At 64.9% G+C, this 24,674-nt stretch carries 20 protein-coding genes; 9 read left to right on the top strand and 11 right to left on the bottom strand.

The features are described 5' to 3' along the window. A complete protein-coding gene (gene rng, locus AWB82_RS21410; protein ID WP_086970780.1) occupies nucleotides 1-1,470 on the top strand; it encodes a ribonuclease G in 1,470 nt (489 codons plus the stop codon). Between the two features lie 47 nt (nucleotides 1,471-1,517). Here rng and msbA read toward each other — a convergent pair whose 3' ends face one another. Then, nucleotides 1,518-3,245, bottom strand: coding sequence for a lipid A export permease/ATP-binding protein MsbA (gene msbA, locus AWB82_RS21405; protein ID WP_407643029.1), 1,728 nt, complete (start codon nucleotides 3,243-3,245; stop codon nucleotides 1,518-1,520). Nucleotides 3,246-3,388: 143 nt separating this feature from the next. Beyond that, a complete protein-coding gene (locus AWB82_RS21400) occupies nucleotides 3,389-4,666 on the bottom strand; it encodes an O-antigen ligase family protein (protein ID WP_086970775.1) in 1,278 nt (425 codons plus the stop codon). Between the two features lie 160 nt (nucleotides 4,667-4,826). On the opposite strand from AWB82_RS21400, the gene AWB82_RS21395 reads away from it, so the two are divergent. After that, the gene (locus tag AWB82_RS21395; protein ID WP_235023389.1) at nucleotides 4,827-5,822 is read left to right on the top strand and encodes a glycosyltransferase family 2 protein; all 996 of its coding nucleotides are present in this window, start codon (nucleotides 4,827-4,829) and stop codon (nucleotides 5,820-5,822) included. Between the two features lie 68 nt (nucleotides 5,823-5,890). Further along, entirely contained in the window at nucleotides 5,891-6,652 is a 762-nt protein-coding gene (locus AWB82_RS21390) for a glycosyltransferase family 2 protein (RefSeq protein ID WP_086970771.1), read from the top strand. Between the two features lie 19 nt (nucleotides 6,653-6,671). Here AWB82_RS21390 and AWB82_RS21385 read toward each other — a convergent pair whose 3' ends face one another. Together AWB82_RS21385 and dnaE are read right to left on the bottom strand one after the other, a co-directional pair. After that, nucleotides 6,672-7,736: a glycosyltransferase family 4 protein gene (locus AWB82_RS21385; protein WP_086970768.1), complete on the bottom strand. Its 1,065-nt coding sequence runs from the start codon at nucleotides 7,734-7,736 to the stop codon at nucleotides 6,672-6,674. Further along, a complete protein-coding gene (gene dnaE, locus AWB82_RS21380; RefSeq protein WP_086970834.1) occupies nucleotides 7,736-11,275 on the bottom strand; it encodes a DNA polymerase III subunit alpha in 3,540 nt (1,179 codons plus the stop codon). The genes AWB82_RS21385 and dnaE overlap by 1 nt, the downstream gene beginning before the upstream one ends. 212 nt (nucleotides 11,276-11,487) lie before the next feature. Between dnaE and AWB82_RS21375 the strand changes: the two genes are divergently transcribed. Both AWB82_RS21375 and gluQRS read left to right on the top strand, forming a co-directional pair. Continuing rightward, complete coding sequence (locus AWB82_RS21375) at nucleotides 11,488-12,351, top strand: sulfurtransferase (protein WP_086970766.1); 864 nt, start codon at nucleotides 11,488-11,490, stop codon at nucleotides 12,349-12,351. A 10-nt stretch (nucleotides 12,352-12,361) separates the two neighbouring features. After that, a complete protein-coding gene (gene gluQRS, locus AWB82_RS21370; protein WP_086970764.1) occupies nucleotides 12,362-13,231 on the top strand; it encodes a tRNA glutamyl-Q(34) synthetase GluQRS in 870 nt (289 codons plus the stop codon). Between the two features lie 54 nt (nucleotides 13,232-13,285). On the opposite strand, the gene AWB82_RS21365 is transcribed toward gluQRS, so the two are convergent. Continuing rightward, nucleotides 13,286-14,782 carry a DEAD/DEAH box helicase gene (locus AWB82_RS21365; RefSeq protein WP_086970763.1) on the bottom strand — a complete coding sequence of 499 codons (1,497 nt, stop codon included), beginning with the start codon at nucleotides 14,780-14,782 and terminating at the stop codon, nucleotides 13,286-13,288. Between AWB82_RS21365 and AWB82_RS38860 the strand changes: the two genes are divergently transcribed. Then, nucleotides 14,781-14,912 (top strand): hypothetical protein, encoded by a 132-nt coding sequence (locus AWB82_RS38860; protein WP_268811037.1) that lies wholly within the window; start codon nucleotides 14,781-14,783, stop codon nucleotides 14,910-14,912. The genes AWB82_RS21365 and AWB82_RS38860 overlap by 2 nt on opposite strands. A 363-nt stretch (nucleotides 14,913-15,275) precedes the next feature. Here AWB82_RS38860 and AWB82_RS21360 read toward each other — a convergent pair whose 3' ends face one another. Genes AWB82_RS21360 through purT form a run of 3 tightly spaced genes read right to left on the bottom strand, consistent with a single transcriptional unit; the run spans nucleotide 15,276 to nucleotide 17,111 of the window. Continuing rightward, nucleotides 15,276-15,632: an MliC family protein gene (locus AWB82_RS21360; RefSeq protein ID WP_086970832.1), complete on the bottom strand. Its 357-nt coding sequence runs from the start codon at nucleotides 15,630-15,632 to the stop codon at nucleotides 15,276-15,278. Nucleotides 15,633-15,676: 44 nt separating this feature from the next. Beyond that, entirely contained in the window at nucleotides 15,677-15,832 is a 156-nt protein-coding gene (locus tag AWB82_RS37220; protein ID WP_143756802.1) for a DUF6726 family protein, read from the bottom strand. A 46-nt stretch (nucleotides 15,833-15,878) separates the two neighbouring features. Next, entirely contained in the window at nucleotides 15,879-17,111 is a 1,233-nt protein-coding gene (gene purT, locus AWB82_RS21355; protein ID WP_086970760.1) for a formate-dependent phosphoribosylglycinamide formyltransferase, read from the bottom strand. On the opposite strand from purT, the gene AWB82_RS21350 reads away from it, so the two are divergent. From AWB82_RS21350 to AWB82_RS21340, 3 genes are all read left to right on the top strand, one after another. Further along, entirely contained in the window at nucleotides 17,110-17,433 is a 324-nt protein-coding gene (locus AWB82_RS21350; RefSeq protein WP_086970758.1) for a hypothetical protein, read from the top strand. The two genes, purT and AWB82_RS21350, sit on opposite strands and share 2 nt — an antisense overlap. Further along, a complete protein-coding gene (locus AWB82_RS21345) occupies nucleotides 17,405-17,995 on the top strand; it encodes an META domain-containing protein (protein WP_086970756.1) in 591 nt (196 codons plus the stop codon). Before AWB82_RS21350 ends, AWB82_RS21345 begins: the two co-directional genes overlap by 29 nt. A 149-nt stretch (nucleotides 17,996-18,144) precedes the next feature. Then, the gene (locus AWB82_RS21340) at nucleotides 18,145-21,681 is read left to right on the top strand and encodes a DNA translocase FtsK (protein WP_086970754.1); all 3,537 of its coding nucleotides are present in this window, start codon (nucleotides 18,145-18,147) and stop codon (nucleotides 21,679-21,681) included. Between the two features lie 37 nt (nucleotides 21,682-21,718). Here AWB82_RS21340 and AWB82_RS21335 read toward each other — a convergent pair whose 3' ends face one another. The 3 genes from AWB82_RS21335 to AWB82_RS21325 all read right to left on the bottom strand — a co-directional run bounded on the left by AWB82_RS21335 (nucleotide 21,719) and on the right by AWB82_RS21325 (nucleotide 24,650). Beyond that, nucleotides 21,719-22,801, bottom strand: coding sequence for a transporter (locus AWB82_RS21335; protein ID WP_086970752.1), 1,083 nt, complete (start codon nucleotides 22,799-22,801; stop codon nucleotides 21,719-21,721). Nucleotides 22,802-22,888: 87 nt separating this feature from the next. Beyond that, complete coding sequence (locus AWB82_RS21330) at nucleotides 22,889-23,275, bottom strand: hypothetical protein (protein ID WP_086970750.1); 387 nt, start codon at nucleotides 23,273-23,275, stop codon at nucleotides 22,889-22,891. Nucleotides 23,276-23,333: 58 nt separating this feature from the next. Then, on the bottom strand, nucleotides 23,334-24,650 hold the full coding sequence (locus tag AWB82_RS21325; RefSeq protein WP_086970748.1) for a lactonase family protein: 1,317 nt from the start codon (nucleotides 24,648-24,650) through the stop codon (nucleotides 23,334-23,336). Between the last annotated feature and the right edge of the window lie 24 nt (nucleotides 24,651-24,674).

The raw sequence follows: 24,674 nt of genomic DNA, 5'->3' as shown, positions 1-24,674 counted from the left end.
ATGAACGAAGAAATCCTGATCAACGTCACACCGCAGGAAAGCCGCGTCGCACTGGTTCAGCAAGGCGCCGTTCAGGAACTTCACGTCGAGCGCACGCTTTCGCGCGGGCGCGTGGGCAATGTCTATCTCGGCAAGGTCGTGCGTGTGCTGCCGGGCATGCAGTCCGCGTTCATCGACATCGGTCTGGAACGCGCCGCGTTTCTCCATGTCGCGGATATCTGGCATCCGCGTATCGCGGGCGAGCCGCATAACTCGCAGCCGCATACGCCGATCGAAAAGATCGTTTTCGAAGGTCAGGCGCTGATGGTGCAGGTCGTGAAAGATCCGATCGGCACCAAGGGCGCGCGGCTGTCGACTCAGGTGAGCATCGCGGGGCGCACGCTCGTTTATCTGCCGCAGGAGCCGCATATCGGCATTTCGCAGAAGATCGAGAGCGAGGCGGAGCGCGAGGCCGTGCGTGCGCGTCTGACCGCCGTGCTGCCCGCCGACGAGAAAGGCGGCTACATCGTGCGGACTATCGCTGAAGACGCGACGAGCGAAGAGCTCGCGGCGGACGTCTCGTATTTGCGCAAGACGTGGGCGACGATCGTCGCGCAGGCGCAGCGCGTGCCGCCCACGACCCTTCTCTATCAGGATCTGAACCTCGCGCAACGCGTGCTGCGCGACTTCGTCAACGACGAGACCACGCGCATTCAGGTCGATTCGCGCGAGACGTTCCAGATGCTTTCGGATTTTGCGGCCGAGTTCACGCCGGCCGTCGCGTCGCGTGTGCATCATTACACCGGCGAGCGGCCGCTCTTCGATCTGTACAACATCGAAGCGGAGATCGAGCGGGCGCTGTCGCGGCGCGTCGATCTGAAGTCGGGCGGTTATCTGATGATCGACCAAACCGAGGCGATGACGACCATCGACGTCAATACGGGCGGCTATGTCGGCGCGCGCAACTTCGACGACACGATCTTCAAGACCAATCTCGAAGCGGCGCACACGATCGCGCGGCAATTGCGGTTGAGAAACCTCGGCGGGATCATCATCATCGATTTCATCGACATGGAGAATGTCGAGCATCGGGATCAGGTGTTGGGCGAGCTGAAGAGGGCTCTGTCGCGCGACCGGACGCGCGTGACCGTGAATGGGTTTTCGCAACTCGGGCTCGTCGAGATGACGAGAAAGCGCACGCGCGAGTCACTGGCTCATGTGTTGTGCGAGCCTTGCCCGACGTGTCAGGGCAAGGGTCAGGTGAAGACGCCGCGCACCGTGTGCTACGACGTGCTGCGCGAAATCATGCGCGAATCGCGGCAATTCAATCCGCGCGAGTTTCGCGTGGTGGCTTCGCAGCAGGTCATCGATCTGTTTCTGGAAGAGGAGTCGCAGCATCTGGCGATGCTGATGGACTTCATCGGGAAACCAGTTTCGCTGCAGGTGGAGAGCAATCTTAGTCAGGAGCAGTACGACATCGTGCTGATGTAGTTTCGGCAAACACCTCGCCCGAAACCCATTCGAGCAAGGCACAAACCTCACGCCGCCTGCTGCTGATATTGAATCCGATGCAGATGCGCATACAGCCCGTCCGTGCGCAGCAACTCGGCATGACTGCCCTGCTCCGCAATCCTGCCCGCCTCCATCACGAGGATTCGGTCGGCGCGCTCGATCGTCGAGAGACGGTGCGCGATGACGAGCGTCGTGCGGCCCTTCATCAGCGTCTCAAGCGCCGACTGCACGTGCCGCTCGGATTCCGAATCCAGCGCTGAAGTCGCTTCGTCGAGAATCAGGATGGGCGCGTCCTTGTAGATCGCGCGCGCGATCGCGAGACGCTGCCGCTGCCCGCCCGACAGACGCATGCCATTGCCGCCGACGAGCGTGTTGATCCCATCCGGCAGCGTCGCCACCATATCCGACAGATTCGCCGCGGCAAGCGCCGACATCACGCGCTCGACATCGGGCGTCTGACCATAGGCGACGTTCGCGGCGATCGTGTCGTTGAAGAGCACGACTTCCTGGCTCACCATCGCGAGTTGTCCGCGCAGGTCGTGCAGGTTGTATTCGCTGAGCGGCACGCCATCGACGAGCACTTCACCGGCGCGCGGATCGAAGAAGCGCGGCAGCAGATTCACGAGCGTCGTCTTGCCGCTGCCCGACGGACCCGCGAGCGCGACCATTTCGCCCGGCGCGACCTTGAACGACACGCGATCGAGCGTCGGCCGGTCCACGGAGCCATAGCTGAACGACACGTCACGGAATTCGACCTCGCCGCGGGCACGTTCGAGACGACGGCCGCCGCCCTCGGGCTCGGCCGGCTCGTCGATCAGGCCGAATATCAACTCCGCCGCCGTCATGCCGCGCTGCATGGGCTGATTGATGTCGATCAGATGCTTGAGCGGCGAGATCACGAGCAACATCGACGTGACGAACGCGACGAAACCGCCGACCGTCGTCTGATCGTTCGCCGATTGCACGACCGCGATCGTGATGACGATCGCGAGCGCGATCGAGGCGAGAAACTGCGTGAGCGGCTGGGCAAGTCCGCCCGAAACCTGCATGCGCATGGCGTAGCCGCGCAGGCGTTGGCTCATCTCCGTGAAGCGGCCGGTCTCGTACGGCTCGCCGTTATGCACCTTGACGACCTTGTAGCCGCCGACCGTCTCCTCGACGATATACGACAGTTCGTTGGTCAACGACTGATGTTCGCGATTCAGGCGCCGCAACCGGCGGTTGATTTTGCTGACGAGCCAGCCGATCGCAGGAAGGATCACCGCGACGATCAGCGTGAGCCGCCAGTTGAGGATGAACAGATAGCCGAGCAGGAACACGACCGTGAGCGAATCGCGCACGAGCGTGACGACTACGCTCTGCAGCACGCTCAGGATCTGGTTGACCTCGAACACGACGGCGTTGATGATCGTGCTCGCGGTTTCGCGCTGAAAAAAGCCCGCGCTCGTGTGGATCATGCGCTGGAACATTTCGAGCCGCAGTTGCAGCAGGATCTTGTTCGTCACGTAGGAGAGGAAATAGCCCGACGCGTATTGCGCCCCGCCGCGCAAGAGCGCGAGTCCGATGACGGCGGCAGGCACGAGCCATTTCGCCTGATCGCTGCTCTTCGAGCCGAAACCATGGTCGAGCAGCGGCTTGAGCAGCATCGGAATGGCCGCCTCGGTCGCGGCGACGATGCCCATCGTCAACAGGCCGAGCAGCACCATGCCGAGCAGCGGACGGATATACGGCCAGAGCCGTCTCATGACGGCCATCGGCGAGCTGCTTTCACCCGTGCCGATCGTCTTGCGCAAACTTGCCTGGTTGTTCAAAGGTATCTCCACTTCGCCCGGCGCATGACTCACCTGTCGCGCGGCATTTGTTGGTAGCGTCATCAGCCGCGAGACCGGCTTACCGATCAGCCGATCGAACCGCGGCCCGGCTTGCCCTGCGGCTGGCGCGCGTCGTGGGTGATGACCGCAAGCAGCACCGCCCAGAGGAGCGCGATGAGCGCGGTGCTCATCACCACCGTGAATACGTCGATGCTCAAGCCGAAGATGATAACCGACCCTGACACCGCAATTCCGCAATACGCAGCCGTCGACACATCGCGGTGCGGGGATTTCCGGTAACGCATGAAATACACGAGCGGTCCGAAATAAATCAGTGCCAGACAGACGACGCCCGCCGCGCCCAGTTCAGAAATCGTCGAAAAGAATTCGCTATGCGCGCGCTGATTGACGATGTACGCCGGAACCTCGCCCTTGTTCGCCATCTCCCTCAACGATGGCTCCAGACGCCCCTTGCCGACGCCCATGAGAGGATGCGCCTCGAACAGGTGAATCGACGCGCGCCAGAGCTGCAGGCGCGCACCGATGGAACTGTAGTCGGTCGAGCCTTCCGACAGGCGCACGATGTCCGAACGCGTCGCCATCACGCGCTCGCGGCCGAGCGGCGATGCGAGCAAGGCCGACATGACGAGCACGGCGACGAGCAATGCGGCGAGCCAGTGACGGCGCTGCTTGACCCAGTCGAAATTGAGCGAGCACAGCACGAGAAACAGCGGAATCGCGAGCCATCCGCCACGAGTGCCCGACAGATACGACGCGTAGACGCCGCCTACGAGTCCCAAAAGCTTGATCGCGATGCCGGCGCGCTTGGCGAGCACATTGGGATAGTCATCCCAACGGATCGTCATCACCGAAAGAAAGCCGAGCAGGAGCGCGGTGTTACCGTACGGAATCGGATTCGTATAATCGTTGCCGAGACGATTGAGATCGTTGATCGTCATGTGGAGGTTGCTGTCCACAGCCCATGCGCCCGCTCCGATCGCACCGAACGCGCAGCCCCAGCCGAGCGTCTTCAGATAGCGGATGGGCAGATTCACGAGCAACAGAAAGATCGGCAGGCTCAACGCCAGTCGCGACAGGCCGTCGAACTCGCGCGGCAGGTAATAGCCGTCGATCGCCTGCTGCAGCGGCAAATAAACCATGTAACAGAGCATGCCTGCGGTGTACCAGGGATAAGCGGTGACGAGCAGGCCGCCCTTCAGCCGAAACGGTTTACTGAAGCCAGCGACGAACGCGATGGCCAGCAGCACGAAAAAGCAGTAACCGGTTCCACCCCGCACCACAAGTGTGGTCGCGGGCGCCAGCAAGACCATGCCGGCAATGACATAACGCAGAATTTTTTCCAAATCGGTGAGCCTGACGTGAGTTCAACCAGCCGGGCCTGTCGCGCGTCCCGAAAACCCGCGATATTATACCCGTTGCCGCCTGGCACGCTCTTCGCTCCCGGAACGCCTGACACGCACCGGGGAAGGCCACGCCGGGCATTCCATGCGTTGTGAATCCGACATGCCAGCGACACATCAGATAGAAGCGGACGCACCGCTCGCCAGCCTACTACTCATCACGTTCAATCAGCAGGAAACCGTCGCCGATGCGATCCGTGGTGCGCTCGCCCAGACCTGGGCGCCACTCGAAATCCTCATTTCGGACGATGCCTCCGCCGACGACACGTTCGCCGCCGCCGAGCGCTGCGTGCGCGACTATCGCGGCCCGCACGCCGTGGCGCTCTATCGCAATGAGAGAAACCTCGGCATCAGCGCGCATCTGAGCGCGCTCGCGGCGCGCGCATCGGGCGAGATGCTGTTCATCGCGGCGGGCGACGATATCTCCCGACCCGAGCGCGTCGAGCGCGTGATGCGCGACTGGCTCGCGAGCGGCAAGCGCTACGACCTTGTTGCGACGGACCTGCAGGACATCGACGCCGAGGGCAACACGCACGGCGTGCTACGCGTGACCGACCTCGACGATTACCACGGCTTCGACGACTGGTCGGGCAATCGGCCGCACGTCGTCGGGGCGGCGCATGCCTGGGCGCGCCGGCTCTTCGAGGAATTCGGCCCGATCGCGCCGGGTATCTACGGCGAAGATCAGATCATGACGTTTCGCGCGATCATGAGTCGCGGCGCCCACACGTTGCACGAACCGCTCGTCCAATACCGGCGCGGCGGTCTGTCGAGAAAGCGCGTATGGCGCACGCCGGCCGACTTCGTCGCGCGCATCAAGCTCGCCAACATCAACGGCGCGGGCGAGACGAGCCAACTCGTGAGCGATGCCGAGAAACTGGGTGTGGGCGGCCCGATGCGCGCGCTGCTCGCGGCAAAATCCGCGCGCGAGACCTACGTCAGCGCAATGTTCGACGAGCGCTCGCTCGGCCGCAAGAGCGCGCTCTTCGCGGCGTCGAAAGACGTCGACTTCGGCTTTCGCTTCAGGATGTTCATCTATGCGACCTGGCCGTGGCTACTCTCGCCCTTCTTCTTCGTGAAGCGGCATCTGCGCGGATGAGCGCGCGAGCTTGGCGCCCCACCGCGCCCGACAGAGCAACCCGGCATCAACGCCATTCGAAAGGCACCATGACGTTCCCAACGCTCGGCATCGCCATCATCACCCACAACGCGGCCGCGCGGCTCGCGCAATGCCTGCAGGCCGTGTCCTTCGCCGACGAGATCGTGGTCGTCGACGGCGGCAGCACCGATGCGACCGCGGGCATCGCCGAGGCGCATCGCGCGCGCGTGATCGAGGCGCGCGACTGGCCGGGCTTCGGCCCGCAGAAGAACCGCGCGCTCGACGCGCTCTCGACCGATTGGGTGCTTTCCATCGATGCCGACGAAGTCGTGTCGCCGGAACTGGCCGCTTCGATCCGCGCCGCGATCGCCGATCCGCAAGCAGATGTCTATGCGCTCGACCGCCTGTCGAGCTTTTGCGGCGCGTGGGTGGAGCACAGCGGCTGGTATCCGGACTGGATTCCGCGGCTGTTCCGGCGCGGCACGGCGCGCTTCTCGCCCGATCTCGTGCACGAGCGGCTGGTGCTCTCGACCGGCAAGCCCGTCATGCGTCTCTCGGGCAAGCTGATGCACTACTCCTACGAGGATTTCGAAGCGGTGTTGCGCAAGCTGGACGCGTACTCGACGGCGGGCGCACTGCAACGCCACGCTGCGGCCAAACGCAGCAGCTTCGGCATGGCGCTCTCGCGCGGCGCGTGGGCGTTCGTGCGAACTTACGTGCTGCGGCGCGGATTTCTGGATGGCAAAACCGGCTTCATGATCGCGGTTTTCAACGCGCAGACGGTGTACTACCGGTTTCTGAAACTGGCGCATCTGAACGAGATGCGCTGAACGAGATGCGCTGAATGGCTCAGCGCTTCGCGTCGATGTTGCGCGCGAGGTCGATCAACGCGCGCACGTGCGAGTCGACGCTCGCGTCATAGCGCACCGCGTCGTCCGACACGCGCGGGAGCTCGCGCCGCGTTTCGATGGCGTCGAGCACCGTGCGGCGCAGATCGTCGGCGTCGCCGGATTTGAAGACGTGCTTCGCGTGATCCGCGATAGCGTCGCAGCAGCCGATGCACGCCGGAAAAATCACCGGTGTGCCGCACATGACCGACTCGATGCCGACGAGCCCGAACGGTTCGTAGCTCGACGCGAGAATGGTGAAATCCGCCGCGCGATACGCATCCTCGATGTTCTTCGCATAGCCGACATAGCGCACGTTCGCCGCCGGCTTTTCCGGCGCGCGACCCGCGACGGCGATCACGACGTTCATCCCGGCGAGCGCCTTCTCGATCAGCGGCAAGCCCTTGCGCTCGTGGCTGCTCGACGGAAACAGCAGCACGGTTTCTTCGGGTTTGAAGCCCAATTTCTCGCGCAGACGCGCGCGCGCGGTGGCATCGACCGGCGAAAATCGCGCCCCGTCGACAGGCGGATAAAGCACGCGGATCTTGTGAACGTCCACGCCATACAACGCGCGCAGTTCGTCGCGCATCATGTCCGAATGCGCGACGACCACCTTCGCGCGCGCATATTGACGCCGCTCTAGCGCGATCTGCCGCGTGTCCGAGCGTTTCTCGCGCCGTCCGGTCGCGCGCAAAAATCCGATATGCGTGCCGCCGCAAATGGCGATCTCGGAATCTTCCACGCGATTGCAGCCGATCAGCACGTCCACCTTCGCCTTCTTGCGGGCGCGCTTCAGGGCCCACGAGAAATACGCGTCGCGCAGCTTGCCCGGCAGAAACGACACCTGGATTCGATGCGGCTCGACGAGCCGGCTTTCGGGCAGCGACGTATCGATCTTGCGCGCGAAGAACGCGGGCTTGCGCGCGCCCTGGAAGCCCACGGCGGCGAGACCGCGCACGAGATCCATCGCGTAGCGTTCGAGTCCGCCGGAATGCTTCAGCGCATTCGCCGAAATGCCGATGCGCATCAGTAGACGATTTCGATCGCGCTGCCCGCGAATTCGCCGCGCAGCGCCGTGATGAGGTCGTCGGTCGGCTTGACGCGCCACGCGTCGCCGAGGCGCACTTCGCCTTCCGCATGCTCGCTGCGATAAACGATGCTCACGTTCAGGCCGTTCGGAATGGGCGCGGACTGACGCGAGCGGCCGCCTTCGCGTCCGTTATCCCGCGCCGGAGCGGGCGGCGGCGCTTCCTGCGCGCCCGCCGCGTGCGCTTCGAGCACACGGCGCAGACGCAAGGCGTCGGCGTTGCCGTTCATCTCGACCTTCACGGACTGCGCGTAGCGGCTGCGCGCGCGTTCGAGATCCATCGCCGTATCGACGGTGAAGCGAATGCCGCCCGTGAACGCGTCGTTGCGCGCCATGCCTTGCACGACGAGCAGCTCGTCTTCCTTGAAGAGCGCCTTGTTCGCTTCGAACTGTTCGTTGAAGACGGTGACTTCGCACTGGCCGCTGCCGTCGTCGAGATTGACGATCAGCATCTTGCCGCGCTGGGTCATTTGCGTGCGCATTGCGGTGATCACGCCCGCGACCAGTTTGTCTCGCCCTTCCTTCAACTCGCCGATCTTCTGACGCACGAAGCGGCGCACTTCGCCCTTGTAGGCATCGAACAGATGACCCGACAGATAGAAGCCGAGCGCGGTCTTTTCTTCCTGCAGACGCTTCTTGTCGGACCACTCAGCTTCCTCGACATATTCGTGCTTCGCGAGCGGTGCGTCGCCCATGTCGAAGAGGCCGGCCTGCATTGCGTTGGCGGCCTCCTGATCGGCGGCTTCCATCGCGAGCGGCACCGATGCGAGCAGTTGCGCGCGATTGGCGTGAAGCGTGTCGAACGCGCCCGCGCGGATGAGCGCTTCCACCGTGCGCCGATTCACGACACGGCGGTCGATGCGCTCGCAGAAATCGAACAGATCGACGAACGGGCCGTCTTCCCGGGCACGCAGAATTTCTTCGATCGCGTTCTGCCCGCTGCCCTTCACCGCGCCCAGACCGTAGCGAATGGTTTTCGAGCGCTTGCCGTCGGCTTGCGCCACCGGTTCGAAGCGATACGCCGACTGGTTGATGTCAGGCGGCAAAACCGCCATGCCGTTCGACAGGCAGTCCTCGAACAGGATCTTGACCTTGTCGGTGTCGTCCATGGCGAGCGACATGTTGGCCGCCATGAATTCGGCCGGATGATGCGCCTTGAGCCACGCCGTGTGATAGGCGAGCAATGCATACGCCGCCGCGTGCGACTTGTTGAAGCCGTAGCCCGCAAACTTCTCCATCAAGTCGAAGGTCTCGTCCGCCTTCGCGCGCGTGAGCCCGTTCTTCGCCGCGCCTTCCGCGAAAAGCTCGCGATGCGTGGCCATTTCCTCGGGCTTTTTCTTGCCCATCGCGCGACGCAGCAAGTCCGCGCCGCCGAGCGAATAGCCGCCGATGATCTGCGCCATCTGCATCACCTGCTCCTGATAGACCATGATGCCGTAGGTCTCTTTCAGAACAGGTTCGACGCGCGGATCCGGATACTCGACGATCTCGCGCCCGTGCTTGCGCGCGCAGAAACTCGGGATCAGGTCCATCGGCCCCGGGCGATACAGCGCCACGAGCGCGATGATGTCTTCGAAGCGGTCCGGCTGCGCGTCCTTCAGCATGCCCTGCATGCCGCGACTTTCCAGCTGGAACACGGCGACGGTGTTCGCCTTCTTGAGGATCGAGAACGAAGCCGGATCGTCGAGCGGCACCTGCGTGAGATTCCAGTCCTTCTTCGACGGATCGAGACGGCGGATATAGCGCTCGGCCCAGTCCAGAATCGTAAGCGTGGTGAGGCCCAGAAAGTCGAACTTCACGAGGCCGACGGCTTCGACATCGTCCTTGTCGTATTGACTGACGACGCCGCCGTCTTCGCCTTGCGTATAGAGCGGGCAGAAATCCGTGAGCTTGCCCGGGGCGATCAGCACGCCGCCCGCGTGCATGCCGACGTTACGCGTGAGGCCTTCTACGCGTTGCGCGAGTTCGAGCAACTGATGCACTTCGTCTTCGGAATCGAAGCGCTCCTGAAGCGCCGGCTCTTCCTTCATCGCATCCGCGATGGTCACGTGCTTGCCCGGCTTGAACGGAATCAGCTTCGCGATGCCGTCGGTGAACATGTAGCCGAGATCGAGCACGCGGCCGATGTCGCGCACCGCCGCCTTCGCGGCCATCGTGCCGAAGGTCGCGATTTGCGATACGGCGTCCGCGCCGTACTTGCCCTTCACATATTGAATGACGCGATCGCGCCCTTCCTGACAGAAGTCGATGTCGAAGTCGGGCATCGACACGCGTTCCGGATTCAGGAAGCGCTCGAACAGCAGGTTGTAGCGCAGCGGGTCGAGATCGGTAATGCCGAGCGCATACGCGACGAGCGACCCCGCGCCCGAGCCGCGCCCCGGACCGACCGGCACGCCATTGTTCTTCGCCCACATGATGAAGTCGGCAACGATCAGGAAGTAGCCCGGAAAGCCCATCTTGATGATCGTGCCGCACTCGAAGTCGAGGCGCGCGTAGTAGGTTTCGCGCTGCGCGCTGCGTTCGGCTTCATCGGGAAAAAGCTGTTGCAGACGGACTTCGAGGCCTTCCTTCGACAATTGCACGAGGTAGTCGTCGAGCGACATGCCGTCCGGTGTCGGGAAAAGCGGCAGCTTCGGCTTGCCGAGTTCGAGCGTCAGATTGCAGCGCTTGGCGATCTCCACGGTGTTCGCGAGCGCTGACGGAATGTCCGCGAAGAGCGCGCACATTTCGTCTTGCGTGCGGAAATACTGATCCTGCGTGAAGCGCTTCTGCCGACGCGGATTCGCGAGGATATCGCCTTCGGAAATGCACACGCGCGCTTCGTGCGCGGTGAAGTCGTCGGGCGTCATGAACTGCATCGGATGCGTTGCGACGACCGGCAGTTTCAACTTCGCCGCAAGCTCGACCGCTTCCTGAATGTACGACTGCTCGCCCGGCTGACCCGCGCGCTGCAATTCGATGTAAAACGCGTTCGGAAAGAGTCCGATCCAGCGCTCGGCGTTGCGTTGCGCGGATTGCGCGTTGCCCGCCGCGAACGCCATCCCGATATCGCCGGTCTGCGCGCCCGAGAGCGCGAGCAGTCCGGTCGCGAGACCTTCTTCGAGCCATTCGACCATTACCTCGGCGCGGCCGCGATACTGGTTCGTGAGCCATGCGCGGCTCAGCAACTCGCACAGGTTGAGATAACCCTGCTTGTCGCGCACGAGCAAAAGGAGGCGCGAAGGCTTGTCGCGGTCGGCGGGATTGGTGATCCAGACGTCGCAGCCGGCGATCGGCTTGACGCCCATGCCGCGCGCTTCCTTATAGAAGCGCACGAGACCGAATGCGTTGCCGAGATCGGTCAGCGCGAGCGCGCCTTGCCCGTCTTTTGAGGCAGCCTTGACGACGTCGTCCAGCCGCACGATACCGTCGGCGATCGAGAATTCGGAGTGGACGCGGAGATGAACGAAGCGGGGATCTGACATGGCGATATTGTACATGCGGGACATTCGCGAAAACGGCTGTGGCGACACGCGTTGGCCGAACGGACAAGGCCCGCGCGCATGCCCGAAATTGCGCACGCGCAAGCCTTCCCGACAATGCGGATCGAATCCGGCAAAGCCCGGCGTCGTTTGCGGGATAATACGTGTTTCGCGCACGATTTTTGTCCGCATTTTTTACCTGTTACAGCCGTTTTGCGCGTCAACCAATCATGAGCATTCTGAATCTCTCCGCCTACAAATTCGTCACCATCGAAGACGGCCCCGCGTGGCGGCCGCTCGTCACCGAACGCTGCAACGCGCTCGGCTTGAAGGGCACGATTCTGCTGGCGCCGGAGGGCATCAACCTTTTCATCGCCGGGCCGATCGCCGAAGTTCGCGAATTCATCGATTACATCCGCACGGACGCGCTCTTCGGCGGCCGTTTCGCCGATCTGCAATTCAAGGAAAGCATTTCCGCAACGCAGCCGTTTCGCCGCATGCTGGTGAAACTCAAGCGCGAAATCATCACCATGAAGAAGCCCGCGATCAGGCCGGAACTCGGCCGCGCGCCGTCGGTGGACGCGCCCACGCTGAAAGCCTGGCTCGACCGCGGCCATGACGACGAAGGCCGCCCTGTCGTGATGCTCGACACGCGCAACGCGTTCGAAATCGATGTCGGCACGTTCGACAATGCGCTCGACTACCGCATCGCGAAATTCAGCGAGTTTCCGGAAGTGATCGAGCAGAATCGCTCGGATCTCGACGGCAAGACAGTCGTGTCGTTCTGCACCGGCGGGATTCGCTGCGAGAAGGCCGCGATTCACATGAAGGAAGTCGGCATCGAGCACGTTTATCAGCTCGAAGGCGGCATTCTGAAGTACTTCGAGGAAGTCGGCGGCGCGCATTACAACGGCGAATGCTTCGTGTTCGATTACCGCACCGCGCTCGATCCGGCTCTGCAACCGACCGCGACCGCGCAGTGTTTCGGCTGCCGCGCGGTGGTGCCGGCCGTAGATCAGCAGTCTCCGTTCTACAAGCCGGGCGAGACGTGCCCGGCATGCCATCCCGGCGCGAAGGTCGGCCAGACGGCATAAGCCTGTTTCGATGACCTATCGCGGCCGCTTCGCGCCCTCACCCACCGGGCCGCTGCACGCCGGGTCGCTCGTCAGCGCGCTCGCGAGTTATCTCGATGCGCGCGCGCACGGCGGAAGCTGGACCGTGCGCATCGAGGATGTCGACGCGCCGCGCACCGTGCCCGGCGCCGCCGATGAAATCCTCGCGACGCTCGAACACTTCGGCATGCATTCAGACGAGCCGCCGGTTTGGCAAAGCGCGCGCGGCGCGGCCTACGCGGCCGCGTTCGAGCGACTTCGGGCGACGGGCCTCATCTATCCGTGCGGCTGCACGCGGCGCGAGATCGCTGATTCGCTTTTGAGCGCGCATGCACGCCATGCAACGCTCGCTTATCCGGGAACGTGTCGCGACGGTCTGCACGGCAAATCCGCGCGCGCGTGGCGATTGCGCGTGCCGGACGGCGCTGCGGCGGTCGTCACGTTCGTCGATCGCTGGCAAGGCATACAGACGCAGGATCTCGCGACCGAAGTCGGCGATTTCGCGTTGAAACGCGCCGATGGCCTGTGGGCCTATCAACTCGCGGTCGTCGTCGACGATGCCGACGCCGGCATCACGCATGTCGCGCGCGGCGCAGACCTGCTCGATTCGACCGCGCGGCAAATCTATCTGCAGCACTGCCTCGGCGTACCGACGCCGGATTATCTGCACGTGCCTGTGGTCAGCAACGACATCGGCGAAAAACTGAGCAAGCAGACGGGCGCGGCGGCGCTCGATCGAAATGCGCCGCTCGACGCGCTCGTCGAGGCGGCGCGGCATCTGGGCATCGAGGCGCCGGGCGAATCGCTGGAAACTTTCTACAGCGCCGCGACGGCCGAGTGGGCGAAGCGCTTCGCGCGCTAGGCGCAAAAAAGGCAGCCACACGGGCTGCCTTTTCGACTTAAAGCTCAACGAAGATCACGACGACTTGCGCGGCATCCCCAGACCGCCGAGCAATGCCGCGAGCGGCTGCTTCGGCGTGCTCTTGCGCTCAGGCTCGACCGCTTCCTCCTGACGCTTCATCGCCGAAGGCGACGGCTCGTACGGCTTCAGGAAAAATTCGTCGACGGGCTGTTGGCGACCGCGCGGGCGGTCGTGCGGGCGATCGTGCGGACCCGTCGTGCGGCGGCGCGAACCCGGCTCGTCGCGCGGCGTATGACGATGCTCGGTGCGCTCGGCGCGACCAAAGCGCTCGTCACGGCGCGGCGCCGATCCGTCGCGGCGCGCGGGCATCTTCACTTCGAGCGTCTCGACTTCGAGCGGGCGCTTGATTAGCTTTTCGATATCGGCAAGTTGCTTGCGCTCGTTCGGGCTGCACAGCGACAACGCGTCGCCCGACGCACCCGCGCGCCCGGTCCGGCCAATGCGGTGCACGTAATCTTCCGCGCTGAACGGCAGATCGAAGTTGATGACCGCCGGCAATTCAGCGATATCGAGGCCGCGCGCGGCGACGTCGGTGGCGACGAGCGCCTCGATCTCGCCGCGCTTGAACGCGTCGAGCGCCTGCATGCGCTCGCCCTGCGTACGGTCGCCGTGAATCGCCGTCGCGACGATGCCGTCACGTTCGAGCACGCGCGCGAGCCGGCTCGCGCCGATCTTGCTGTTGCAGAAAACGATCACCTGCTTCAACTGGCGCTCGCGAATGAGCTGCGCAACCGCGCTGGACTTGTCGCTCTCGTGCACCTCGAAGACGATCTGGCGCACGTTGGTGGCCGTCGAATTGCTGCGCGCGACTTCGATCGTCTGCGGATCGCGCAGATACGTGGCCGCGAGCTTCTTGATTTCCGGCGAGAACGTCGCCGAGAACAGCAGCGTCTGACGTTCCTTCGGCAGCAAATTCAGGATGCGCTGGAGATCGGGCAGAAAGCCCATGTCCAGCATGCGGTCGGCTTCGTCGAGCACGAGCATCTGCACCTGGCCGAGATTCACCGTTTTTTGCTGCACGTGATCGAGCAGGCGGCCCGGCGTCGCGATGAGAATTTCGACGCCGCGGCGCAGTGCCTCGGACTGCGGATTCATGTCGACGCCACCGAACACGACCGTGCTGCGCAGCGGCGTGTGCTTCGAGTAGGTCTGGACGTTGGCGGCGACCTGGTCGGCGAGTTCGCGCGTCGGCGTGAGCATCAGCGCGCGCACCGGATGGCGCGCGGGCGAGGCGCTCGTGCTCGCGTTCGGCAAGAGGCGCTGAATGATCGGCAGCGAGAAACTCGCGGTCTTGCCGGTGCCGGTCTGCGCGGCGCCCATGACATCGCGCCCCGCGAGGACCACAGGAATCGCCTGGGCCTGAATCGGCGTGGGCGTCGTGTAGCCGGACTCGCGCACCGCTTTCAGGATGTCGGCGGACAAACCGAACTGGTCGAACGTCGGCTCGACGGTCGGTGCGGTGGACGTGTTCGTGGCGACGGAATCGGACATGGTGACTTTATTTGCTTTCGCTAAAATGCCGCTCGACGCGGCGCGCGTAAAAAATCGTTCGGTCGTTTCGGTCGATCGTCGCGATCGGTTGCTTACGCGGATGGGTTTGGTTGGCGCACGCGGCGCATGAGTCGGGCCCATGAATCAGGCGCAAAGTGCGCGCGCGGGACGCGGCGGCCGGTCAATCGAGCCTCACGCGCCCGCTCATTTGCTCGTTTCTTTCGCGAGCCCGCGTTCTGATGGAACACGGCTTCGATGACGCCTTCAAGGCACGCGGCATCGCGCGATTTTCTGAAGCGGTGGCGTGCTCGACGCCCGTGTGTGCCCGCTCAAGCCGGCACTGACCGCAATGCCGGAAATCCGAATTCAGTCCGGCCGCGCTTTTCACAGCCGGAAAGCCGCACATTGTAGCACCGCGCGCCAAAGCGCCCCGGCGGAGCGAAAGCGCAGCCGGGCCGTGCGGCGGCGTGCCGCGCGCCTACTTCTTGCGCGCCTACTTCTTACGCGCCTCGCAGTCCGCGAGCAGCGGCGACGAATCCTTCGCGGCCATCTCATCGTATAGATTGGCCTGCGGACCCTTGGTCCACCACGTGTACTGATCAGCGACGTATTTCGCGCCCGATCCCGCGATCACGTTGACGAACAGCAGCTTGCGCCCGTCGACGGTCAGCGCCGCGAAGCTCTGATGGTTGCGCGTGTTCGTGTATTGAACGGAGACGCTTTTGCCGTCCTTGCAGTCGTAGCGGGTGGTCTGCGTCGACGCGGTCTGGATCTGCGGCACGGTGAGCGGCATGGCGAACGCCGCCTGCGCGACGAGCGACGTGAATATGAACGCGGTGGATTTCTTCATCATTCGATTCGCCATGTATTCGATGTGGATGCGAGCGGCGACGCTCACGGGTCGATCACGGCGGCGCATGCGTCGGTCGGCGCGGCCGCGACATGGCCGACCAGCGGCACGATCTTCAGCCCCGCCGACGCGACGCGGCATGGCGCCGCGGCAAGTCCGCAGCCCGAAAGCCCGAGGGACGCCACGACGAGCGCGGCCATCACTTTCCATTTCACTTTCTCGCTCCCGCCAGCGCCCGCGCGCCGGTCATCTGGCCGAAACCGGCCTCACCTTCGTCGCCGCGAGCTTCGCTCGTTCACGCGCTTCGCCGGTATCGGCGCCCGTCGCGAGCGCTACGCCCATGCGGCGCTTCATGAAACTTTCCGGCTTGCCGAAAAGCCGCAGATCCGCGCCGGGCACGGCGAGCGCTTCGGCGACGCCCTCGAACGCGATGCCCGCCTCCTCCAGCCCGCCGTAGATCACCGCCGACGCGCCGGGCGCGCGCAAAGCGGTATCGACGGGCAAGCCGAGAATCGCGCGCGCGTGCAGTTCGAACTCGGAGAAGCGCTGCGTCGCGAGCGTGACGAGGCCGGTGTCGTGCGGACGGGGGCTTACTTCCGAGAACCAGACGTCGTCGCCGCGCACGAAGAGTTCGACGCCGAAGAGTCCGCGTCCGCCGAGCGCCGTTACCACCTTCGCGGCGACATCGCGCGATTTCGCGAGCGCGGCCGGGCTCATCGGCTGCGGCTGCCACGATTCGACGTAGTCGCCCGCGACCTGAACGTGGCCGATCGGATCGCAGAAATAGGTTTGCGTCTCGCCGCTCGCGGGGTCCGCCGCACGCACGGTGAGTTGCGTGATCTCGTATTCGAAGTCGATGAAGCCCTCGACGATCACGCGCCCGCGATTCACGCGCCCGCCCGCCAAGGCGTAGTTCCACGCGGGCTCGACGTCGGCGTCGTTCCTGAGCACCGATTGCCCCTTGCCCGACGACGACATCACGGGCTTCACCACGCACGGAAAACCGATCTTCGCGATCGCCGCCTTCATTTCATCGAGCGATTGCGCGAATGCATAGGGCGAGGTCGGCAAGCCCAGTTCCTCGGCGGCGAGGCGCCGGATGCCCTCGCGATTCATTGTGAGTTGCGTGGCGCGCGCCGTCGGGATGACGGTCGCGAGCCCGGCTGCCTCGATATCGGCGAGCGCCTCGGTCGCGATCGCCTCGATCTCCGGCACGATCAGATGCGGCTGCTCCTGCTCGACGAGCGCGCGCAGCGCGGCGGCGTCGGTCATGTCGATCACGTGTGCGCGGTGCGCGACCTGGTGCCCCGGCGCATTCGCGTACCGGTCCACCGCGATCACTTCTACGCCGAGCCGCTGCAACGCGATGATCACTTCCTTGCCGAGCTCGCCCGCGCCGAGCAGCATCACGCGCGTGGCATTGGGGGAAAGCGGCGTGCCGATGCGCGTGGCGCCAGCGCGAAGTGGATCGGTCTGCATGAGTGCTCCAGAATCGGGTGATGAGGTCAACGAGGCGCAAAGAGGCGGATTTGGGCGCGATGTTAACACGCAGCGCCAAAGGCGACACTTTGCCATTCGGCCTATTGACAGCGTCGTCACACGCGGTATTGACATGCGAATGCGCACTGAAATTCCCGGCGCGTTGCCAATCGATGACAAGATCGATGACAGCCCCGGCAGAACGCCGCCGATCATTTTGTTGCATCGCGGCGCTAGACAAATCACAGGACGCGTGCGATACCCTTACGCTTTCGCCAGCTTCAGGATCATCGATGCCCACGCCCCTTTCTCGCGCGTCTGATTTTCATTCGCCGCGCTCATCGTCAAATCCGCTGTCGCGTCGCAAGAATGCACTTTCGCTGGTCTCCCGCGCGTGCGCGCTCGTTGTCGCGGCGAGCGTCGTGGCTGGCTGCGCAATGCCGAAGCACACCGATGCAAGCGCCCCGCCCACCGATCCCTATAGCCCCGCCGCCACGCAATTGCTCGACGATACGCAATGGGAGCTCACGAACTGGACCGATGCGAGCGGCCAGCCGCGCGCTCTGCCGCACGCGGGCCCGAACAACGCGCAGCCGCTTACGCTCGACTTCTCGACCGCGAGCGGCCGTCGCCAGGCGAGCGGTTTCTCGGGCTGCAACCGCTTCGCCGGCGCTTACGACCTGAAGGACGGCAAGCTCACTTTCGGTCCGCTCGCCGGCACGCGCATGGCATGCGTATCGGGCGCCGGCGCGGCGCTTGAGCGGCCGTATCTCGACGCGCTTGCGCATATCGCGAAAAGCGGCGTGCAGATGAATCCGCCGCAAGCGCTGCAACTGACGCTCAACGACGGCCAGGTGCTCACCTTCGCGCCGCGCGCGAAGTGATGTGTTGCGTACTTGCGGCAGGGTCGTCGTGCGCGCGCGGCACCCGTTAAACTGCTCGATCGAAGCGCCCGGCCGGAAGCCGAAATCGGCGCGTTCGGGCAGCAGTCTCATTCGTTTCACCCAACATTGATTCAAGCTCAAGCATGCACATGGTAGTTCTCGGCTGGTTCGGTGCATCGGTCGTCTGGTTCCTTCCGCTCTTCTGGCGCATCGTCAAACAGGTGCTGCCCGGCGGCGCAGGCGTGCGCGGCCCCGGCACGATCCGCCTCTGGATCGGTTTCGTCGCCGTGCTGCTCGCGAGCAGCACGCTCGAAGGCGCGCTCGCAAACTCGCTCGAAACGCAGGCGAACGTCAATCGCGGCGGGCGCGCGCTCGCCGCTGCGCTGAGCGGGCCCGCGCATCTGACCGGCGCGGGCGCGATCGCGATCGCGGCGATCGTGCTCGCGATCTTTCTGCCCTGGCTGATCGAATTCAGCTGGCGTTCGGTGCTCGCATGGGCGGACGAAGCGTTCGGCTTCGGCCTGCCGCAAAGCTGGCTCACGCCGCGCGAAAGCGAACCGCGGCCGAATTCGCCCAGCCGCGAGAAGTCGCGCGACAAATCGCCGAACTGGTTCGAGCGGCGCGCCCGCGCGAAAGCCGCACGCGACTCGCAGGAACGCGCCCATCGGGCCGAGCGATTCGATGCGCCGACGTCGCGCACGTCGTCCGACGAGCCGACGCTCGGTCTGCCGACCGGCCAACGCGGCACTCGTTATCAGCGGCCAACCGCGTGGCGTCCCGCTCCGATCGGCAGGAGCGCTGCCAGCCGCACCGTGGCCGCCGCCGCGAGCGCCGTCGCCACCGCCGAAGCGTATGCAAAACGCCCCGCATTCGAGGCAGCCGGCGTCGCGCGTCCGGTCACGCATACGGAGCCGGTCGCGCCGTCGGGCTGGTTAAATCCGTCGGCGGCGCTGGCGAATCGCGAGGAGCGCGCGCCGTTTGCGCCGCGACAGGCGTCCGCGTTCGAGCCTTCGGGTTCGGGCCTGCGCGCATCCGTCGCCGTCGACACGCCGCGCATTCAGACGCCGCCGACGCCCGCGCCTCGCATGGATCGTCCGCGCGGTCCGTCGACATCGATGTCCGCGCAACGATCGTCGGCAATGGCGAGCGCGTCCGTCGCCGCGAGCGTGGGCGCGCCCCGCCGGCCGCCTTTGCCGCAAGCGTCGCAGGGCGCGAGCCGTCCTCCCGCGCGCCCGGCCGCGGTCGCCGCAACGCGTGAGTTCGCGCCCGCGCCGCTCGCCGCGCCCGCGTTCTCGCGTCCGGCCACACCGCTCGGGCCGCCAGCGCCGCCGCCCGCGCCCGGCACCATTCAGGCGACGCTGCGCTCCATCGAAGAGAAGACCGCGATGTGGACGTCGCTGGCCGGCGCGAGTCTCGCGCGCGGGCATGTGGCGATGGCGCGAGCCGCGCAGCCCGACGTCCAGCCGAGCGCCGAAGTATCGGAGTTGGCGACGCCCGTCGCGCGCATTGTTGAAACTGCGCCTGAAGTATCGCCGTCTGTCGAGGTGCAGGAAATCGAAGAGCACATCGCGCCGCCTCTGATCGACGCGCACGTCATTGCGCCCGCGCTCGTCGAGCCGCCGCCGCTTTTCGAAATGCGTCTGCCGGAGCCGTCGATTCCCGAGGTCGCGGCTGTCGAGCCTGTCACGCCGCCGGCAATCGATGTGAGCGAAGAGGAAGTCGAAGAAAGCCCGCCGCAAGAACCGGCGCAAATCGAGTTGCCATCCGAACCGCCGCCGCCGTTTGCGAACGTGACGGCAGAACCCGAGGATGTGGCACGGCAGCCGGAACCGGTGCCGGATCTGCGCGAACTCGCGCAAACGCCGCCGTGGCTGGACGCGCCCGCGCCCGTCGAAGACCACCGCGAGCCCCCTGCCCCGCCGCTGCTGCGCGTCGTCGACGAACCGGACGAGGCGCCCGTGGAAGATGAAGAACCGACGATCGACGAACGCCAGGTGGCGGGCGGCGAGTTCGCGTCGCCGTCGAACATCGTGCGCTTTCCGGGCATCGCCGCCGTGCCGGCCGCTCCGCCGCCGCCCATCGACGCGCCGGCCGCGCCGGCCGCGAGTCAACCGGTCGCGACGCCACCCTCCCCGCCCGAACCGCGCACGCCGGTACGCGGCTGTGCGCCAACGGAATTCGAGTTCCACGCGCCGCACGCATCGTCGGTGGAATTACCGACGCTCGATCTGCTCGAACCCGCGTCCGACGAGGTCGAACCGGTATCCGAGGAGCGTCTGAGCGAAACCGGCCTGCTGATCGAGCAGCGCCTTCAGGAATTCAAGGTGCCGGTGACGGTCGTCGGCGCGTCGGCCGGTCCGGTCATCACGCGCTTTGAGGTCGACCCCGCGCTCGGCGTGCGCGGCAGTCAGATCGTCGGATTGATGAAGGATCTTTCGCGCGGTCTCGGCCTCACGTCGATTCGCGTCGTCGAGACGATTCCCGGCAAGACCTGCATGGGCCTCGAACTGCCGAACGCGAAGCGCCAGATGATCCGGCTGTCCGAGATCCTCGACGACGACGTGTATCGCAACTCGAAGTCGAATCTGACCATCGCGATGGGCAAGGACATCGTCGGCAATCCGGTCGTAACGGATCTCGCCAAGGCGCCGCACATGCTCGTCGCGGGCACGACGGGCTCGGGCAAGTCGGTCGCCATCAACGCGATGATCCTCTCGCTGCTCTACAAGGCGAAGCCGGAGGACGTGCGCCTCATCATGATCGACCCGAAGATGCTGGAGCTTTCCGTCTACGAAGGCATTCCGCATCTGCTCGCGCCGGTCGTCACCGACATGAAGCTCGCGTCGAACGCGCTCAACTGGTGCGTCGGCGAAATGGAGAAGCGCTACCGGCTGATGTCGGCGGTCGGCGTGCGTAATCTCCAGGGCTTCAATCAGAAAATCCGCAACACGGAAGCCGCCGGCAAGAAGCTCACGAACCCGTTCTCGCTCACGCCCGATGCACCCGAGCCGCTCGCCAAGCTGCCGCTCATCGTCGTGGTCATCGACGAACTCGCCGATCTGATGATGGTCGCGGGCAAGCAGATCGAGCAACTGATCGCGCGTCTCGCGCAAAAGGCGCGCGCGGCCGGCATCCACCTGATTCTCGCGACGCAGCGGCCATCGGTCGACGTGATCACCGGGCTCATCAAGGCAAACATTCCGACGCGCGTGGCGTTTCAGGTGTCGTCCAAGATCGATTCGCGCACGATTCTCGACCAGATGGGCGCGGAATCGCTGCTCGGCGCGGGCGACATGCTGTTCCTGCCGCCCGGCACCGGCTATCCGCAGCGCGTGCACGGCGCGTTCGTCGCGGACGAGGAAGTGCATCGCGTGGTCGAGCATCTGAAGCAGTTCGGCGAGCCGGAGTACGAGGAAGGCATTCTCTCCGGACCGACGCCCGAAGGCGGCACGCAGGACCTTTTCGGCGACTCGCCCGATGCGGAAGCCGATCCGCTCTACGACGAAGCGGTCGCTTTCGTCGTGCGCACGCGGCGCGCTTCGATTTCGTCGGTGCAGCGGCAATTGCGCATCGGCTATAACCGCGCGGCGCGGCTCGTCGAGCAGATGGAAGCGGCCGGCCTCGTCTCGCCGATGGGCAGCAACGGCAACCGCGAAGTGCTCGCGCCGCCCGGCCCGGTCGAATAAGCGGACGAATGAGCGGCCGAAAGCGGCCGAACGAGCGTCACCAGAGCCGCAAGCGGCGCAACAGAAAGATCGTGATGGCGGCGCAGCCCGCCATCACGCCCATCACGATCCAGAACGACGACGGGTCCTTCGTACCCGGCAGGCCCGCCACGTTCATGCCGAACACGCCGGTGACGAGCGTCGCGGGCAGCAGCAACGCGGACATGATCGCGAGCCACAGCAGCTTGCGGTTGATGTCCTCCGAAAGCGCCGCGGCGATTTCGTCCTGCAACAGCTTCGAGCGTTCGTATAGTCCTTCGAGGCCGCCGCCCAATCCGTTCACGACCTGAATCGCCTGCACGAGCGATTCCATCGAGCGCGGTTCGGCCCATTCGAGTTTGCGCACGACGAGTTGCATCAGCGCGTTGCGCTCGGGGTCGATGAAGCGCTTGACCTCCACGATGCGCCGCCTGGCCTCGCCCAACATCGGGCGGCATTTCGAATGGCCGCCTTCGAGCACGCTTTCCTCGACATCGTCGAGACAATCGCCGATGTCGTCGATGCGATCCGCGAAGGTCTCGTTCAGCGCGCGGATGAGCCCCGCGAAAAGATCGACGGCATCGCGGAACATCGCGCCTTTGAGCACGGCGTGACGCAGCCGGTCGGTCGATTGCAGCGGCCGCGCGCGCACGGTGATCATGCGATGCCGGTCGACGTAAAAGCGCAGCGCGCTGGTCGCGCGGTTGGCCTCGCGCGCGTCAGGCGCGGCGGGCGCGGCGGGCGCGGCAGACGCGGCGACATCCGGCGTCTTCGCGACGAGTTCCAGATCCGCGACGACGCCATACACGAAGTTCGCTCCGACATGCACGCGCGGACGCGTGTCCTCGCCGTTAAGGAACTCGCGCGCGACATCGGGCATCGACGCGACGCCATTGAGCCAGCGCTCGACGGCGTCGTCGTTGCCGGACAGATGCAGCCACGTCGTCGGGCCATCGCCCGCGACCGCTTCGCGCGCCTCGTTCCATGTGAGCCGCAGCGCCTCGCCGCGGGCGAAGCTGAACGCGCTGATGAATCCCGGCGGCGCCGGCTCGTCGCGCCTGGTCGGATGCTCGCGGGCATCGAATGTGTGAGTCGTGTTCAATCTTGCTTCCCTGCTATTGCCTTTCGATTTTCTCAGTACACCTTTCAGTCGAGCGCGAAAGAGAGGCGCCTCGAAAGAAGCATCGTACTAGAACTCGTAGCGCCCCCAGAAGAACGCGACGTCGCCGTCATCGAGACCGGGAATGCGCGGGATGATCGTCGCCATGACCGACGCGCGCCGGTAGCGGATCGAGCCGATCGGCAGCGCGAGCGGCAACGGCAGGTAATGCGCGACGTCGCTGCGCGCTGTGACGCCGACGAAGAATCCGCCGCCCGCCTGCAAGCTGCCGAGCACGGGGAACGTGTACCACTGGCGCGCATAGCCGCCGATAGGTTCGAAATTGTGATGCGAATCCGGAAAGGCGAACGCGGACGGGATGTCTTCGTTTCCGTTCGCTTCGGTCCAGTGTTTGCCCGCGCCGCGCCACGAGCCGTCGTGCGCGACGCGCATCACGCGCTGGCACGCCGACGACATCCAGTCGCGCTTGTAATCACATCGCTTGTCGCCAGGTCCGGTCGCCGCAATCAACGGTTTACAACGGCGAAACGAACTTGAAATCGACTGGCGAGCCGATCGACAGCCGCTTCGGGTCCGAAGCAAGCTCGCCCGTTTGCGGATTGCGGCGGAAGAAATACGCGCTGTCGCTCTCCTGATTGCCGACGACGAGCCAGCGCCCGGTCGGATCGATCGCGAATTCGCGCGGCGTCTTGCCGAGCGTCGGATAGCGCTTGACGAACTTCAGACGGCCGTTCGCCGGATCGATCGCGAACTGCACGAGCTCGTTCGCGTCGCCGCGATTGGTAACGTACAGGAACCGGCCGTCCGGCGAGAGATGGATCGCGCCGCCGCCGATCTTGCCTCTGAAGCCCGGCGCGATGATCGATGCGCTCTGGACTTGCGTAAGGTTGCCGTCGCGATAATCGAACACGAGCACCGATGCACTCAACTCAGTCGTCAGATAAGCGTGTTTGCCGCTTGCGTCGAAGATCAGATGACGCGGCCCGGAGCCCGGCTTGATCGGCGTGTAACGCGCTTCGGTCGGACCGAAGAGGCCGCGGCTCGATGCGGACGGATCGGGCGTGTATCGATACGCGAATACCTTGTCCACGCCGAGATCCTGCGCGAAGAGATACTTGCCGTCGGGCGAGAACACGGTCGAGTGGACATGCGAATTGTCCTGCCTTCCCTTCACCGGTCCGCCGCCTTCGTGATGCACCGTCAGCACCGAACTGCCCACGTGGCCATCGGCGGAAAGCGGAAAGACCGCGAAGCTGCCGCCCGGATTGGACGCGACGGAATAGTTGGCGGTAAGCAGATATTTGCCGTCGGGCGAGATGGAGAGATAACACGGATCGTTGCCGTCCGACGAAACGCGATTGAGAAAGCTCAACTGGCCGCTCGCGCGATCGAAGCGAAAGGCGCTCACGCCACCGCGTTGCGTCGCCGGGCCGTTGTCGCCGGGCAATTCGTTCACTGCGTACACGTAATTACGGTCGCGGCTCACGACGAGATACGACGGGTTTACCGTCTGCGCCGACGCGACGCGTGCCAACTCGCCGCTGCCCGTGTCGAAGCGATAGACATAGATGCCTTCGCTCTTGCCGCCGCCCGTATAGGTGCCGATGAGCAGATCGTAGACTTCGCCGCTGGCCGCTCGCGCGGTGGCCGCATCGCTCGCCGTGCCTGCCGTCGCGGGCGTGGCGGCCGTCTGCGCGAAAGCCTGCGCCGCCGCCAGCGACAGCATGAGCGCGACACTTTTAGCCCACGCGATGGGTCTGACGTGCATCGGGCGCGCGTCTTGCAAGACGGGCATCAGCGGATTCGCGCCGCAGGGATGGCTCGGGTGCATGAAACCTCCTCATCGTCTCTTTGT

The organism is Caballeronia glebae, from assembly GCF_001545035.1.
Taxonomy (GTDB): Bacteria; Pseudomonadota; Gammaproteobacteria; order Burkholderiales; family Burkholderiaceae; genus Caballeronia; species Caballeronia glebae.
This window is presented reverse-complemented; position numbering and strand designations above follow the sequence as displayed.

Coding starts and splice junctions, on each gene's coding strand:
- rng (WP_086970780.1), top strand. CDS start 1: ATGAACGAAGAAATCCTGATCAACGTCACACCGCAGGAAAGCCGCGTC.
- msbA (WP_407643029.1), bottom strand. CDS start 3,245: ATGGCCGTCATGAGACGGCTCTGGCCGTATATCCGTCCGCTGCTCGGC.
- AWB82_RS21395 (WP_235023389.1), top strand. CDS start 4,827: ATGCCAGCGACACATCAGATAGAAGCGGACGCACCGCTCGCCAGCCTA.
- AWB82_RS21390 (WP_086970771.1), top strand. CDS start 5,891: ATGACGTTCCCAACGCTCGGCATCGCCATCATCACCCACAACGCGGCC.
- AWB82_RS21385 (WP_086970768.1), bottom strand. CDS start 7,736: ATGCGCATCGGCATTTCGGCGAATGCGCTGAAGCATTCCGGCGGACTC.
- dnaE (WP_086970834.1), bottom strand. CDS start 11,275: ATGTACAATATCGCCATGTCAGATCCCCGCTTCGTTCATCTCCGCGTC.
- AWB82_RS21375 (WP_086970766.1), top strand. CDS start 11,488: ATGAGCATTCTGAATCTCTCCGCCTACAAATTCGTCACCATCGAAGAC.
- gluQRS (WP_086970764.1), top strand. CDS start 12,362: ATGACCTATCGCGGCCGCTTCGCGCCCTCACCCACCGGGCCGCTGCAC.
- AWB82_RS38860 (WP_268811037.1), top strand. CDS start 14,781: ATGGTGACTTTATTTGCTTTCGCTAAAATGCCGCTCGACGCGGCGCGC.
- AWB82_RS21365 (WP_086970763.1), bottom strand. CDS start 14,782: ATGTCCGATTCCGTCGCCACGAACACGTCCACCGCACCGACCGTCGAG.
- AWB82_RS21360 (WP_086970832.1), bottom strand. CDS start 15,632: ATGAAGAAATCCACCGCGTTCATATTCACGTCGCTCGTCGCGCAGGCG.
- AWB82_RS37220 (WP_143756802.1), bottom strand. CDS start 15,832: ATGGCCGCGCTCGTCGTGGCGTCCCTCGGGCTTTCGGGCTGCGGACTT.
- AWB82_RS21350 (WP_086970758.1), top strand. CDS start 17,110: ATGAGTGCTCCAGAATCGGGTGATGAGGTCAACGAGGCGCAAAGAGGC.
- purT (WP_086970760.1), bottom strand. CDS start 17,111: ATGCAGACCGATCCACTTCGCGCTGGCGCCACGCGCATCGGCACGCCG.
- AWB82_RS21345 (WP_086970756.1), top strand. CDS start 17,405: ATGCCCACGCCCCTTTCTCGCGCGTCTGATTTTCATTCGCCGCGCTCA.
- AWB82_RS21340 (WP_086970754.1), top strand. CDS start 18,145: ATGGTAGTTCTCGGCTGGTTCGGTGCATCGGTCGTCTGGTTCCTTCCG.
- AWB82_RS21330 (WP_086970750.1), bottom strand. CDS start 23,275: ATGTCGTCGGCGTGCCAGCGCGTGATGCGCGTCGCGCACGACGGCTCG.
- AWB82_RS21325 (WP_086970748.1), bottom strand. CDS start 24,650: ATGCACCCGAGCCATCCCTGCGGCGCGAATCCGCTGATGCCCGTCTTG.